General features: G+C 70.5%; 14 protein-coding genes. 9 read left to right on the forward strand and 5 right to left on the reverse strand.

The genetic code is table 11. The annotated features are described in order from the left end of the window. The 6 genes from ACCP09_RS14460 to ACCP09_RS14485 all read left to right on the forward strand — a co-directional run bounded on the left by ACCP09_RS14460 (position 1) and on the right by ACCP09_RS14485 (position 6456). The gene (locus tag ACCP09_RS14460) at positions 1-1116 is read left to right on the forward strand and encodes a zinc-binding dehydrogenase (protein ID WP_400987028.1); all 1116 of its coding nucleotides are present in this window, start codon (positions 1-3) and stop codon (positions 1114-1116) included. Beyond that, positions 1113-2228 carry a glucuronyl hydrolase gene (locus ACCP09_RS14465; RefSeq protein WP_378364955.1) on the forward strand — a complete coding sequence of 372 codons (1116 nt, stop codon included), beginning with the start codon at positions 1113-1115 and terminating at the stop codon, positions 2226-2228. The genes ACCP09_RS14460 and ACCP09_RS14465 overlap by 4 nt, the downstream gene beginning before the upstream one ends. A gap of 46 nt (positions 2229-2274) precedes the next feature. Beyond that, positions 2275-3432, forward strand: a complete 1158-nt coding sequence (locus ACCP09_RS14470) for a GAF domain-containing sensor histidine kinase (protein WP_378365007.1) — start codon at positions 2275-2277, stop codon at positions 3430-3432. Further along, the gene (locus ACCP09_RS14475) at positions 3425-4057 is read left to right on the forward strand and encodes a response regulator transcription factor (RefSeq protein WP_354949879.1); all 633 of its coding nucleotides are present in this window, start codon (positions 3425-3427) and stop codon (positions 4055-4057) included. The genes ACCP09_RS14470 and ACCP09_RS14475 overlap by 8 nt, the downstream gene beginning before the upstream one ends. Positions 4058-4125: 68 nt before the next feature. Further along, positions 4126-5055 carry an AMP-binding protein gene (locus ACCP09_RS14480; protein WP_433746821.1) on the forward strand — a complete coding sequence of 310 codons (930 nt, stop codon included), beginning with the start codon at positions 4126-4128 and terminating at the stop codon, positions 5053-5055. 78 nt (positions 5056-5133) lie between these two features. After that, a complete protein-coding gene (locus ACCP09_RS14485; RefSeq protein WP_378364953.1) occupies positions 5134-6456 on the forward strand; it encodes an MFS transporter in 1323 nt (440 codons plus the stop codon). A gap of 90 nt (positions 6457-6546) precedes the next feature. Here ACCP09_RS14485 and ACCP09_RS14490 read toward each other — a convergent pair whose 3' ends face one another. Genes ACCP09_RS14490 through ACCP09_RS14505 form a run of 4 tightly spaced genes read right to left on the reverse strand, consistent with a single transcriptional unit; the run spans position 6547 to position 9764 of the window. Beyond that, positions 6547-7722 (reverse strand): zinc-dependent alcohol dehydrogenase, encoded by a 1176-nt coding sequence (locus ACCP09_RS14490; protein ID WP_433746825.1) that lies wholly within the window; start codon positions 7720-7722, stop codon positions 6547-6549. Then, complete coding sequence (locus ACCP09_RS14495; protein WP_400987020.1) at positions 7719-8207, reverse strand: hypothetical protein; 489 nt, start codon at positions 8205-8207, stop codon at positions 7719-7721. The genes ACCP09_RS14490 and ACCP09_RS14495 overlap by 4 nt, the downstream gene beginning before the upstream one ends. After that, the gene (locus tag ACCP09_RS14500; protein WP_433746829.1) at positions 8204-8602 is read right to left on the reverse strand and encodes a DJ-1/PfpI family protein; all 399 of its coding nucleotides are present in this window, start codon (positions 8600-8602) and stop codon (positions 8204-8206) included. Before ACCP09_RS14500 ends, ACCP09_RS14495 begins: the two co-directional genes overlap by 4 nt. A 1-nt stretch (position 8603) precedes the next feature. Beyond that, a complete protein-coding gene (locus ACCP09_RS14505; RefSeq protein ID WP_433746831.1) occupies positions 8604-9764 on the reverse strand; it encodes a glutathione-independent formaldehyde dehydrogenase in 1161 nt (386 codons plus the stop codon). 256 nt (positions 9765-10020) lie between these two features. Between ACCP09_RS14505 and ACCP09_RS14510 the strand changes: the two genes are divergently transcribed. Further along, positions 10021-11034, forward strand: a complete 1014-nt coding sequence (locus ACCP09_RS14510; RefSeq protein ID WP_378364946.1) for a response regulator transcription factor — start codon at positions 10021-10023, stop codon at positions 11032-11034. 198 nt (positions 11035-11232) lie between these two features. Here ACCP09_RS14510 and ACCP09_RS14515 read toward each other — a convergent pair whose 3' ends face one another. After that, positions 11233-12078, reverse strand: coding sequence for an SDR family oxidoreductase (locus ACCP09_RS14515; protein WP_433746834.1), 846 nt, complete (start codon positions 12076-12078; stop codon positions 11233-11235). Positions 12079-12158: 80 nt separating this feature from the next. Between ACCP09_RS14515 and ACCP09_RS14520 the strand changes: the two genes are divergently transcribed. After that, a complete protein-coding gene (locus tag ACCP09_RS14520; protein WP_433746837.1) occupies positions 12159-13109 on the forward strand; it encodes an AraC family transcriptional regulator in 951 nt (316 codons plus the stop codon). A 756-nt stretch (positions 13110-13865) separates the two neighbouring features. Beyond that, positions 13866-14234 (forward strand): hypothetical protein, encoded by a 369-nt coding sequence (locus ACCP09_RS14525; protein ID WP_433746840.1) that lies wholly within the window; start codon positions 13866-13868, stop codon positions 14232-14234. Positions 14235-14243 lie beyond the last annotated feature (9 nt).

Consider the following 14243-nt stretch of genomic DNA (forward strand, 5'->3'; position numbering starts at 1 on the left):
ATGAACGAACGCAATGCCGTGGTGCTGAAGGAGTTCGGCGCCGACCTGGAGATCACCCGGTTCCCGGGGGGCCGCCCCGGACCCGGTGCGGTGGTCGCCGATGTCACCCACGCCGGTGTCTGTGGCACCGACATGCACCTCCAGCAGGGCCGGATGGCGATCCCCCTGCCGGTCGTGCTCGGACACGAGGCGGTCGGCCGCGTCCGGGAACTCGGTGAAGGCGTGTCTACCGATGCGACCGGTGCCCCGCTGCGGGAGGGCGACCTGGTGTCGTGGGCGTCGAACATCCCGTGCGGGACCTGCTTCCACTGCGCGACCGAGGGTGAGCCGTCGCTGTGCGAGACCCGCAAGGTCTACGGCATCAACCAGAGTTGCGCCCAGCCCCCGCACCTGTCCGGCGGCTGGTCCGAGCAGATCTACCTCCAGCCGGGCTCCACCATCGTCAAACTGCCCGAGGGCATCGGCCCGCAGCAGGTGATCGCGCTCGGCTGCGCCGGCCCGACCGTCGTGCACGCGGTGCTGGACATCGCCAAGCCCCGGGCAGGCGACGTGGTGGTGGTCCAGGGCAGTGGGCCGGTCGGCATGGCGGCGGCCATGTTCGCCGCCGTCGCCGGTGCGAGCAAGGTGATCATCGTCGGCGGCCCGGCCAACCGGCTCGACGTCGCACGGGAGATCGGGGTCGGCGACGTGCACGTCGACATCTTCACCGAGACCGACCAGGAGGCCCGGCTGGCGAAGGTCCTGGCCGAAACCCCGGACGGGCGCGGCGCGGACCTCGTGATCGAGGCGACCGGGGTGCCGGCCGCGGTCGCCGAGGGCATGGACATGACCCGCCGCGGCGGCAAGTACCTGGTGGTCGGCCAGTACACCGACCACGGGCCGACCCCGATCAACCCGCACCACATCACCCGCAAACAGCTGAGGGTGCTCGGCAGCTGGGCTTTCTCGCCGCGGAACCACCTGGACTACGTGCTGTCCCTACCCAGCCTCGCCGCGCGCTTCGACCTGGACCGGCTGGTCACCGCCTATCCGCTGGAGCGGGCCAACGAGGCGCTGGCGGACATGCGCGCCGGCAGGACCCTCAAGCCGGTGCTGGTGAACGGAGACCGGTCGTGAGCGGGCGGTGGGACGAAGCGTCACGGCGGATGCGGCTGCGGATCGACGAGACCGCCGCCGAGATGGCGACGGGTTTCCCCAACTACGCCGACACGGACACCGGCGTCTGGACCCGCAGCGCGGACGGGTTCTGGACCGGCGGTTTCTGGGGCGGCCTCCTCGCGCTGACAGCCGCCGACTCCGGCTCCCCGCGCTACGCGCGGCTCGCCGACGACGTGGCGGAGCGGCTCACGGTCCGGGCGAGCTCGGACACGGCGTTCCGCGGTTTCCTGTTCTTCTACGGCGCCGGAGTCGCACACCTGACCGGGAAGAGTGCCACCGCACGGGACGCGGCACTCGCCGGTGCACGGGGGCTCGCGGCGAGCTTCAACCACGACGCGGGGCTGATCCCGCTGGGCAGCCAGGCCGAGGAGTCCGACGCGGTCGGCGCCGGTGCCGCCAACATCGACGCGGTGCCCGGCACCGTGGCGCTGCTCGCCTGGGCCGCGCGGGAGACGGACCGGCCGGAACTGGCCGGCATGGCCCGTGCGCACGCTCAGCGCCACGTCGAATACTGCCTGCGCGAGGACGGTTCGGTGTGCCAGTCCGCCGCCTTCGACGAGTGGGACGGGACCCTGCTGCGGCGCTACACCCACAAGGGACGCTCCGACGACAGCACGTGGGCCCGCGCCCAGGCCTGGGCGATGCTCGGCTTCGCCCAGGCCACCCACTGGGTGGGACCCGAGTTCGCCGGGCCGGCGACGACGGTCGCCGACTGGTGGATCGAGCAGCTGCCCGCCGACCGCGTCGCGCCGTGGGACTTCAGCGCCGGACCGGACGAGCCGCGGGACACCTCGGCGACCGCCATCGCCGCGGCCGCACTGCTCAAGCTGGCCGCGCTGGTCCCGGGCCGTCCGCGGTACCGGGAGCACGCCGCCGCGATGGTGGACACCCTGACCACGTTCGTCACGCCGGCCGGAGCGGGAGACCACCGCAGGCCGGGCATGCTCACCGGAGGCTGTTTCGACCCGCGGCGCGGGGTGGCCACCGACGCGGAGCTGGTGTGGGGTGACTACTTCCTGCTGGAGAGCCTGCTGGGGCTGCGGGGCGTGCTCGATCCGGCGGACCTGTAGATCACCCCGGGTTACCATGGCCGCACCTCGACGAGGAGAGAACGTGATGACGCCTGCGCCGGAAACCCCCGCGGAAGGGCTGCTGGAGCAGCTCGCCTCGCGGCATTCGGAGCTGCTCGTCCTGTCGGACAGTTCGCTCGCGATGAAGACGGTGGCCCGGCGGATCCGGGAGCTGGGCGAGTTCGACATGTCCCTGGTCGGCCGGCTCGAGCCGGGGCGCAGGCTGGTGCACCGGAGCTGGCAGGGCACGACGAGCACGGCGTTGCACCGGCTCGTCGTGCCCGAGGGCGTCGGGCTGGGCGGCAAGAGCATCGCCCAGCGGCGGCCGGTGTGGGTCCGCGACTACTGCACGTCGGACGCGATCACGCACGACTTCGACGAGCTGGTCGCGCGGGAGGGGCTCGGTGCGATGCTGGCCGTCCCCATGATCTACGACGGGGAAGTGCTCGGCGCCGTGTACGTCGGCATCCGCGCCCAGGCCTCCTTCGGCGACCAGGTCATCGCGCGACTGGAGGAGGCGGCGGCCGTCGCCTCGGTGACGTTGGTCAGCTCGGAGCGGGCGAAGCTGCAGACCGGGATGGCACTGGACGCCGAGCGGCGGCGGATGGCGGCCGACCTGCACGACTCGGTCAGCCCGGTGCTCTTCCGCATCGGCGCCGAGCTCCGCAGCCTGCGGGCGATGGACGACCTCGACCGGATCCGGGACCGGCTCGACGAGGTGCAGCGGCAGGTGGCCTCGGTGAGCGCACTGCTGCGCAACTCCCTGGCCGACCTCAACGAACAACCCCCGGAGCGCCGGCTCGCGGTGGCCATCCAGGAGGACTGCGAGGCCTTCGAGGAGCGGACCGGTCTGCCGGCCTCGTTCGTGGCGCTCGCGGACGTCCCCGAGCTGGGGCCGGGCCGGACGGAGGCGCTGAGCAGCGTCGTGCGCGAAGCGCTGGTCAACGTCGAGAAGCACGCCCAGGCGTCCACCGTGGTCGTGAGCCTCGTGGTGGCGGGCGGGCGGCTCACCGTCGCGGTCGCCGACGACGGGAACGGCTGGGCCGGCGGCGACCTGGACAAGGTGGGCCACCTCGGCCTGCCGCTGTCCGTGCGCCGGATGGAACGGGTGGGCGGCGGCATGTCGATCATCGGCAACGAGGACGGCGGCACGACCGTGCGGGCCTGGGTGCCCTGCGTGGCCGAAGGCGCCGACGATGTCTGACGCCGGCGTCCGGGTGCTCGTGGTGGACGACCACCCGGTGATCCGCGGCGGTGTCGAGCTGCTCGCCGCCGAAGACCCCGCGATCACCGTGGTGGGCGGCGCAAGCACGGGGCACGAGGCGATCAAGGTCGCGCAGGAGGTGGCCACCGACGTCATCCTGCTGGACCTGCGCCTCCCGGACATGCCGGCACCCGAACTCGTCGCCCAGCTGCGGCGCGTCGCACCGCGCGTGAAGATCCTGCTGTTCACCGCGTTCGCCGATCACGGGGCGATCGACGTGCTGATCGAGGCGGGTGCGGACGGCTGCCTGGTCAAGGACGTCACCGGCGGTGACTTCGCCACCGCGGTGCGCCGGGTGGCCCGCGGGGTCCGGGTCGTCGATCCCCGGCTGACCGGCCGTCATGCTTCCGCGACCCCGGAACTGTTGTTCCGCGTCGGTCTCACCAGGCGCGAGTACGAGGTGCTGCGGCTCGCCGCGATGGGACACAGCAATCCGGAGATCGCCGACCGGCTCGCGCTCGCCCGCAACACCGTGAAGACGTACCTGCAGACCGCGATGCAGAAACTGAACGCGCGGAACCGGGTCGAGGCCATCGCCAAGGCCCACGAACTCCGGCTGCTCTAGTCAATTCTCCTTTCCCGGGCGATTCCCGCGATTCTCGCGCTGCCCTGAAATCGGTGAGGTGTTTCGTCATGAGTGCGTTCCTGGACTACTGGGGAAAACACGCCGGCAGGCCGGCGATGATCTGGGTGGACCGGTGCGGCCGGGATCGCCTGCTCCCGTATTCGCATTTCGCCGACCGTGCCGCGCGGTTCGCCGGCCTCCTGAACGGCCTCGGGCTGGCGACGGGGGAGTCGGTCGCGGTGCTGCTGCGGCCGGTGCCCGAATGGTGGGAGGTCGCCGCCGGAACGATGCGGGCCGGGGTCCCGTTCGCGCCGATGCCGGGCGGCGTGCCGGACGCAGACCGGTTGCGAGCCGCCGGAGCGGCCGTCGTCGTGGTCGACGAGGCACACCTCGAACCCGCGCTGGCCCTGCGGCGAACGGGCGTGGTGCGGCACGTGGTCAGTGTCGGCGGCCTGCCACACGCCGAGGCGATGAACTACCAGGCCATGATGTTCCTGGCCGAGAACGAACCCGCACCGGCGCCACCGGACAGCCCGGTCCTGCTGGCCGAAGGCGAGCGGTACAGCCACGCCGACCTGCGGCGACTGGCGGACGAACTCGGCCTGGCGTGGCTGGACCGGCACCGCGACGACCTGCACCTGAGCCTCACCCCGCGGCACACCGCCACCGGCGTCCTGCTCGGCCTGATCGAGCCGTGGTCGGCGGGCGCGGCGATCCTGGTCGGGGAAACCGGTTGTGACCCCGCCCGGCTCCGCGGCCTGCTGGAACGATTCCCGGTGACCACCGTCTCCGCGCCGGGATCATCCTATGTGGACCTCGCTCGAACGGATCTGCGTGGTCTGCGGAACTCGTCGGTGCGCCGCGTGCTCGCCACCGGTGCGCAACCGGACGCCGGCGCCGCCCGTGCCTGGTTCCGGCAGACGGGCCTGTGGATACACCCCGGTCCAGCGCCCGCCGAGATGCTGACGACCTGCGCGACTTTTCCCGGCGCTTTCTGACCCCTCCAGGTGGAGGTACCACGGGGTGCCCGCCGCGAAGAAGCTTTCGGAAAACCTCTCCGACGAAAAGGAACACCGATGTCCCTGATCTCGCGCAGCGGAAAAGCAGGATTCGCCAGCGCCGTCGGCACGACCGTGGAATGGTACGATTTCTTCATCTACGGCACTGCGGCCGGACTCGTCTTCAACACCCAGTTCTTTCCTCAGTTCGACGCCGTGATCGGCACGTTGCTGTCGTTCGCGACGTTTTCCGCCGCTTTCGTCGCGCGGCCGATCGGCGGTGTCCTGTTCGGGCACTTCGGCGACCGGATCGGCCGCAAGTCCATGCTCGTGCTGACCCTGAGCATCATGGGAACCACGACCTTCGCCGTCGGCGTGCTGCCCAGCTACGGAACCATCGGGGTGGCCGCCCCGGTCATCCTCGTCACGCTGCGGTTCATCCAGGGCCTCTCGCTCGGCGGTGAGTACGGTGGCGCGGTGCTGATGACGGTCGAGCACGCGCCTGCCCACCGCCGCGGCTACTACGGGAGCTGGGTGCAGATGGGCGTGCCGGCCGGCCTCATGCTCGGCAACGCGGTCTTCCTCGCCTTCGGCGCGATGTCGCCCGAAACCTTCCTGTCCTGGGGCTGGCGCGTGCCGTTCCTGATCGGCGGCGTGTTCGTGCTCGTCGGGCTCGTCGTGCGGCTGAAGATCGGTGAAAGCCCCAGCTTCGACCGCCTCAAGGACAAGGAGAACGTGGTCAAGCTGCCGATCGCCGTGGTCCTGCGGCACTACCCGAAACAGGTCCTGCTGACCGGTGGCGCCTACCTCTCGATCGGCGTCACGTTCTACCTGACCACGGTGTTCGGCCTGAGCTACGGCGCCCAGCAGATCGGCTTCAGCCGGAACTCGATGCTGTGGATCGTGCTGGCGGCTATGGCGCTCACCTTCGTCACCCTGCCGCTCTTCGGCGCGCTCTCCGACCGTTTCGGTCGCAAGCCGGTCTTCGCCGCGGGGACGGTGGCGATGGGGGCGCTGGCGTTCCCCTGGTTCTGGCTGCTCGGCTCCGGCTCGTTCCTGCTGGCCGTGCTCGGTTACCTGTTGATCTGCACCGGTTTCTCCGCCGCGTTCGGCCCGCTCGCCGCGTTCTTCGCCGAGGCCTTCGAAACCAGGATCCGCTACTCCGGCATCTCGTTCGGCTACACCCTGGGCACGCTGGCCAGCAGCGCGCTGGCGCCGGTCATCGCCACCTGGCTGCTGGACCGCACCGGCGGCACCACGGCCATCGCCTGGTACATGGTCGGCACCGCGGTGCTCTCGCTGGTGTGCACGTTCGCCCTGCGTGAGACCAGGGGATCGAACCTGGCCGACCGGCCGGGAGCGGCGACCCGGAGCGAGTCACCGCTGCTCCCCACCGAGTGAGGGCGCGGCCGCGCCGTCCAGCTCCGCTGAACACCCCGTGCTGGACGGCGCGGACCTGGCCGAACGGGCCGGCTCGCGGCGGTCACCGCCTCACGTGCCAGGGCGGAACACGGCGCGGACGCACCCGTCCTCCTTGTCCTTGAACATCCGGTATCCCCTCGGTCCGTCGTCGAGCGACATCACGTGGGTCGCGAGGTGTTCGGTCCGCACCTCGTCGCGGGACATGTGATCGAGGATCTCCGCGATGTAGCGATGCCCGTGCTGCTGGGCGCCACGCAAGGTCAGCGCCTTGTTCATCACCGCGCCGAGGGGGAACTTGTCGACCAGGCCGGCGAACACGCCGAGCGTGAACACCGTCCCGCCCTTCCGGCAGGCGTAGATCGCCTCGCGCACGGCGGCCGGCCGGTCGGTCTGCAGCCGCATCTGCTGCTTGACCTGGTCGTAGAGGTGTTGCGGGCCCGACGAGTGCGCCTCCATGCCGACCGCCTCGATGCAGACGTCCGGTCCGCGGCCGCCGGTGATCTCGCGCAGCTCCGCGGGCACCTCGACCTGTTCGTAGTCGAGCGTGTCCGCCCCGATGAAATTACGGGCCTGCGCCAGCCGGTTCTCGAAGCGATCGATCACCACGACCCGCTCGGCTCCCATGAGCATGGCGGCGCGGGCCGCCATCTGCCCCACTCCTCCGGCGCCCCACACCGCGACCACGTCACCCGGTCGCACACCGGCTTGGTGCGCCCCGGTCCAGCCGGTGGGCGCCGCGTCGGAGGCGAACAGCGCTCGCTCGTCGGAGACGCCCTCGGGGACGGCGAAGACCCCTTGATCGGCGTAGGGCACCCGGATGTAGCGGGCGTGGCTGCCGGCCCAGCCACCCATCGCGTGGGAGTAGCCGTAGCAGCCGCCGATCGACTGGCCCCACAGCGCCTCGGTGATCCCCGGGTTCGGATTGCCGTTGTCACACAGCGACCAGAGCCCCTGCCGGCAGTACCAGCACTGCCCGCAGCTGGTGAACGAAACCACCACCACGCGGTCACCCACCTGGTGCTTGGTCACGCCGGAGCCGACCTCGGCGACCGTGCCCATGAATTCGTGGCCGAGCACGTCACCCGCACGCATGGCGGGGATGTAGCCGCCGACCAGGTGCAGGTCCGAGCCGCAGGTCGCACTCAGCCCCACCTCGACGATGATGTCGTGGCCGTTGAGGATCGTGGGTTCCGCGACGTCCTCGACGCCGATCTCGTTCACGCCGCGCCAGGTCACCGCCTTCACCGCACACCTCCCTTGGGCGCCACCCTGGTCCATGCCTCGAGCAGCGCTCCGCCGGGCGTCGCGGACCGCTTTCCGTGCGGTGCCGGATCCACAGCCAGCACCTCGCCCACCTCGAAGACCTGTTTCGCTCGCCGGAGAGCCGACCGCAGGCCGGCCTGCGGGTCGCTCCCGCTCAGCCGGTTGAGCGGCTTGCCCGGCGGCTGCCCGTCACGCATCCGCGCGGCGAGTTCGGTGCCCTTGCCGCCGGGAGCTGGGCGGACGCGTACCTCGATCCGGTCACCGAACTCGGCCAGCGGTGCGGGCAGCGCCGCCGACTCGAGTTCGGAGCACTCGCGGAACACGGTCACCGCCAGCCAGCCCGACGCCGGCCGGCCCGCGGCGGCCGGGTTGCGTGCCGACGGGTCGATGGCCGCCCGGACACCACGGACGAGTGTTCCGCCGGCGTGAACAGCATGGAACACCAGCTTCACGGCCGACGAGGTCATGCGCCGCCTCCGCCGCCGGCGGGCTCCGGGGTCTTGGCGAACTCCCGCAGGATGCGCTCGCAGAACGCCGGGAGGTCGTCCGGTGACCGGCTGGTGGTGATGTTGCCGTCGGTGACGACCTGCTCGTCGACCACCTCCGCCCCGGCGTTGCGCAGGTCGGTGCGGACGGTGTCGTAGTCGTCGGGGGAGACCTGCTGCACCACGCGGTCGACGGGGAAGGTGCCGGCATCGTCGAGGTCGTGGTCGCGTGCCTGGATCTCCCCGTTGGTGAGGGAAACCACGTCGGTTCGCGCGCCGGCGTCCTCCAGCGCCCGCCGCGGCTGCTCCAGTTCGACCCGCTCCACCCCGTCGGCGGCGAGGATGGCCACCCGGCGCCCGTCCAGCGTTCCGGCCATCTCAGGCGCCCGCCGCGGCCATCGCCGGGTGCAGGACGACCTTGGTCCAGCCGTCGTCGCGGTTGTCGAAGTGCTCGTAGGCGTCCGGCGCCCGGTCCAGGGGAAGCTCGTGACTCACGATGAACGATGGCTCGGCCTTGCCCCCCGCGATCAGGTCGCGCAGTTGCCGGTTGTACTTCTTGACCGGAGCCTGGCCGCTGCCGATGTGCTGGCCCTTGAACCAGAACAGGCCGTAGTCGAAGGCGAGCTTGCCCTGCTTGGCCAGGTCGTCGCTGGCGCCGGGATCCTGCGGCACGAAGACACCGACGTTGCCGATCCTCCCGGTGAAGCGGACCGAGCCGACCAGCCGGTTCATGGTCAGGTTCGCCTGCTCCTGACCGTCCGGTTCGTGCGCCTGGTAGCCGACGCATTCGCAGCCGTTGTCCGCCCCCAGCCCCATGGTCTCGTCGAGGACGGCCTGCACCGGGTCGACCTTCGAGTCGTCGATGGCGATCGCGCCGATGGATTCGGCCAACCGGAGCCGGTCCGGGTGCCGGTCGACGATCATCACCTTGCTCGCTCCGCGCAGGGTCGCCGACAGGGCGGCCATCAACCCGACCGGGCCGGCGCCGTAGATGACTGTCTGGTCGCCGGGTTGCACGCCGGCCATTTCCGTGGCGTGGTAGCCGGTCGGGAATATGTCGGCGAGCATCACGTAGTCGCTCTGGCGCTCCTCCGCGTCCTCGCCGAGCCGCAGGCAGTTGAAGTCCCCCCACGGCACGCGCAGCAGCTCGGCCTGTCCGCCGGCCCACGGCCCCATGTCCGCGAAGCCGTACGCGGCGCCGGCCATCTTCGGCTCCGGCTGCGCGGTCAGGCAGTAGTTCGTGAGCTGACGCTCGCAGTTCTTGCAGTGTCCACAGGAGATGTTGAACGGCAGTACGACGTACTCACCCACCTGCACCTTGTCGACCCCGTCGCCGACTTCGACCACCTGCCCCAGGTTCTCGTGCCCGAACCAGCGACCGGGCTCGAAGTCGGTCCTGCCCTCGTACATGTGAAGGTCGGAGCCGCAGATGTTCGTCGAGGTGATGCGAACCAGGACGTCGGTGGGCCGTTCGATCCTCGCGTCCGGCACGTCCTTGACGCTCACCTGCCGCGGCCCTTCGTACACCACTGCCTTCATCTGCCTGCTCCCTCGTGCCGGATGGTTCCAGCCGCCCGCGGTCGGGCGGCAGTTTCCATTACACGGAGCGGACGCGCGGGGCGGTATCGGCAGACATGCCCATACCGGCCTGGCTTCTACCCACTCCGGGCGGGTTGGGCGTCGTCGTAGTGGGTACCGCAAGGCAAATCCAGTCGCGACGGCCCCAGCGGATCAAGAGCGTCCGATCGCCGGTGCTCCGTACGCCCATGCTCGCGCGCCGTTGAAGGGAGCTGTCATGCCGGACGATCCGATCGTTGCCGACATGATCGAGATCGCCGCCACCGACGTCCCCTTGTTCGAGCGAGCTCAAACCCTGTTGGACACCCTGCAGCTGCGGTTACCTGCCGAAGCGAGCTGGCTGGCGCTGACCGCCCCGGGGACGAACGCTTACGCGACGGTCGGGAGCACAGGGCTTCAGCGATCCGTCCTCGACTACCTCGACCGTCCGTCGGTGTCGCGCGAGATCCGGTTGGCCGACCTCGACCGGAACCGGCCACCGGTCAGCCTGGCGGAGCTCGCTGTCCCGGCCGATGAGCTGCCTACCTGTGCGGACTGCCTCATCCCTGCGGGCTTCCGCGCCGGCCTCGGTGTCCCGCTCTTCGAGCCCGGCGGCCCGTATCTGGGGCTGCTCACCCTGCTCTTCTCCGGCCGGGACGCGCCGTCCGATGATCTTCGCGACCGCGTCGGGCAGCTCGCGCCACTGGTCGCCCGCTGCGTGTCGCCCATGCGCTCGCTACTCGGTACCGCGCGACTGGTGCGGGGCGCCACATCGGGTGCCGTCCTGTTCCGCGACGGCTCCACCCACCCGCTGCCAGGACTCGAGGACCACTCGCTCCTGGTCCGGGACTCGCCCGTCGTGGAGATCGCCCGTGGGACGCTCCTGGCCGGTCAGGTGTACCGGTCGTTCATGTGGCCCGCGGAAGACGGCCCCGCGGCGGCCGGCCACGTTCGCATGACGATGCTGACCGCCACGGAGGTCCCTGATTTCGTCCTGGGCACACTCCTGCTCACCCCCGATGCCGATTGCCGTGGCCTCACACCGCGCGAGCTGCAGGTGCTCGGCCTGCTGGTGAACGGGCGGTCGAATCAGCAGATCGCGAGGCAGCTCGCCATCGCCGCACGCACCGTGGCCGCGCACGTGGAGCACATCCTGCACAAGCTGGACACGCCGACGAGGACCCTGGCAGCCGTGCGTGCCGAGCGGGAGGGGTGCTACGTGCCGCCGAAGCAGCCCGCGCTCACACGCTGACCGAGCGGCACGACCGCGCCACGGCTGGATCCGTGGGGCACCGGGAGGGTTACGCGGAAGTGCGAGGGGTACCCGCCGTTCGATGCGAGGTCACCCGCGGCGGGTACGGTGAGGGCAATCCGAGCGCGTCCGACGCGCCGGCCACGGGTCACTTCGGAGCGCACCCGGCAGGTCACCGTGTCGGTTCCGGTAAGGCGGTCAGGCCGACCAACCGCCTGCGGCAGCAGTGGACTTGGCGAATTCGGCGAAGGTCCGTGGCGGGCGCCCAAGAGCGCGCTGCACGCCGTCGGAGACGTACTCGTCCGCACCCGACCTGATCGGCGCGATGACGTTCGCGAAGGCTTCGGCGTCCGCCTGCGGCAGTCCTTGCTGCACGAGTTCCGCGACGTAGTTCTCGACGGAGAGCGGCACGTACCGGATTTCGCGGCCGGCGGCCTCGGAGATCGTGGCGACCGCCTCGGCCAGCGTCACTGCCGTGGGGCCGGACAACTCGTAGATCTGCCCCGAGTGCCCGTCCTCGGTCAGCGCAGCGACCACCACCGCGGCGATGTCCTCGGCATCGATGAAGCTGACCGCCCCATCGCCACCAGGCAGCCGCAGCTCACCGGCGCGGATGTCACGGGCGAAGAAGCCCTCACTGAAGTTCTGCGAGAACCAGCCCGGCCTGCTGATTGTCCACTTCAGACCGCTTTCCCGCACAACGGCCTCGCTGTCAAGGACGCCCTCCAGGACACCGCCCCTGTCCTTCACGTAGTCCGGGTTGTCAATCCCGCGCCCCGAGGCCAGCACGATCTGCTCAACCCCGTGTTGCACTGCCCGCTCGACGAACGGGCGAACGAACCTCGTGCCGTCCAGCTGCACGATGTAGATGGACCGGACGCCCTCCAGAGCGGCATCCCAGGTGCCGCTGTCGGTCCAGTCGAAGACGTGCTCGCCGTTGCGGGCCGCGGCGCGAACCGGCAGCCCCTTGGCCCGCAGTCGGCTGACGACGCGGCGACCGGACTTGCCGGTAGCGCCGGTGACGAGAATCGGGTGTTCTGGCATGACCTCAGCCAATCAGCCGGCATTGAGATGCTCAATGGCCAAGAAGCTCCACTTGATGTCTGGCCGTCTATGCTGAGGGCATGGACGTCGTGTCGGAGCTGCTGTCGGATGTACGGGCTCGTGGCGCCGTCTTCCGGCAGGCGATCATGCGACCGCCCTGGGCTCTGCGGATGGCCAGCGGGGCCCCGCTGACGCTGGCCACGATGCTGCGTGGTCATGCGTGGATTGTTCCTGACCAGCACGAACCGGTGCTCATCGAGACTGGCGACGTCGCCGTCGTCCGCGGCGACGTGCCCTACGTGGTGGCCGATGTCCCCGCGACCACACCCTCGCTGCTGGTGACCAGCGCCGACTATTGCTCATCGGTTGAGGGGGTCGAACGCGCCGCCGGGGCTGCGCGGACCTGCGGAACGCCGGTCGACGGGGCCGCGGTGCTGCTCAGCGGAGCCTTCCAGCGCCGGGGAGAGCTCAGCGAACGACTGCTGCAGGCCCTGCCGGCCGTGCTGGTGGCGCCGGCGAAGGACAGCCCCTTCACGGTGGAGACCGTGGCCGCGGAAATCGCCAGAGACCGACCGGGACAGCAGTTGGTGCTGGACCGGCTGCTGGACCTTATGCTGGTTTCCGCGCTGCGCAACTGGTTTGACAGTCCGGACGCCAATGTCCCGGCCTGGTGCCGCGCGCTGGACGACGCGGTGGTCGGCACCGCGCTACGGCTGCTGCACGACGCACCCGCCCACCCTTGGACGGTGGCGCAGCTGGCAGCCGAGGTCGGAGTGTCGCGTGCGGCGCTCGCCCGGCGGTTCACCACGCTGGTCGGCGAACCACCGATGGCCTACCTCACGAACTGGCGGATCACCCTGGCCGCGGACCTGCTGCGGGAGACCGACCACACGGTAGGCACGATCGCGAGAAAGGTGGGCTACGCCAACGCCTACGCGCTGAGCGTGGCATTCAAGCGGCTGCGCGGCATCCGGCCCAGCGAGCACCGGAACTCGGAACCCGCGCAGCGGATTCGATCAGACCCATCCTGATAGCGCGAAGCCATGCGGATAATCCCGGGTCTACGCTGCCGCAAGTCAGCGCGCTGCTCCGTCATCCGGCCCGACCCTCGCCGGCCGGGGGTTGGCGACTTGGTCCTTCGCGGTCATCTGCCGTTGAACCGGGGAAAGCCGGACGCGAGGAGGTTCGCGGTGCGGCACCGGTACGGGTGTCGGGGCTGTCGCCTCGCGCCCGGGCCGTGCGCTACGAACGGGCCCGGCGGGGGCGGAGCGGTCAAATGGCCCTGGGCGGGCGGGGGGCGTCGGCTACGAACCGCAGCCCTGGACGCGCTGGACACCGATCTCGCGGGACTCGACCGCTTGGAGGCATCGCGAGGTTGTCGGCATCGCGGGTTCAGCGAGCCTCGGTGGTCCTCGCCATCCGGTACTCGTCGACGGCGTCCCGGACGGAGGTGCGCGCGGCGTCGGACAGCTCCTCCGGGAAGATGGACTCGTAGTCACCATCCCCTCGAAGGGAAGCCGGTCGCGATCCCGACGACCCCCGCGCCACCGAGCTGGCGGGGCGCTGACTGTCAAGAGCAAGGAGTTCAACCGCTGGTGGTCCCGCCAGGAGGTGCTCGAACGCGGCGGTGGCCACAAACGTTCCACCACCCCGCTCGTCACCGGTGCGTCCAACGGTATTGGCCTGGAGATCACCCGTGTGCTCGCTCGCCGCGGCTACGACCTCGTCGTCACCGGCCGCGGCGACCGCGCTAACTTCGGCCTGCCCGATGTGCCGTCGCCGAGGGGGTGTTCGCGGCCGAGCTCACCGAGGAGGAGGCCCGCCGGCGCAACGACGAACTCCACGACGCCGGGCCCGCGTCGTACTCGGTGCAGTGGCTCTCGCAGTACCTGCGGCAGACGCGCTACACCGGCTCCGGGCACGCGGGTTTCGTCGGCACGCCGGAGCAGCTGGCCGACCACATCGAGGACTGGTTCCACTCCGGAGCGATCGACGGGTTCAACCTCCAGCCCGATGTGCTGGTCGACGGGCTGGAGGTGATCGCCGACGAACTGGTGCCCCTCCTGCGCCGGCGGGGGCTCTACCGGCACGAGTACGAAACCGACACGCTGCGCGGCCATTTCCGGGCCGCTTCGCCGACCCCGCGCTTCGACTGATCCGGCCGC

Source organism: Amycolatopsis sp. 3B14 (assembly GCF_050958625.1).
Classification (GTDB): Bacteria; Actinomycetota; Actinomycetes; order Mycobacteriales; family Pseudonocardiaceae; genus Amycolatopsis_E; species Amycolatopsis_E thermoflava.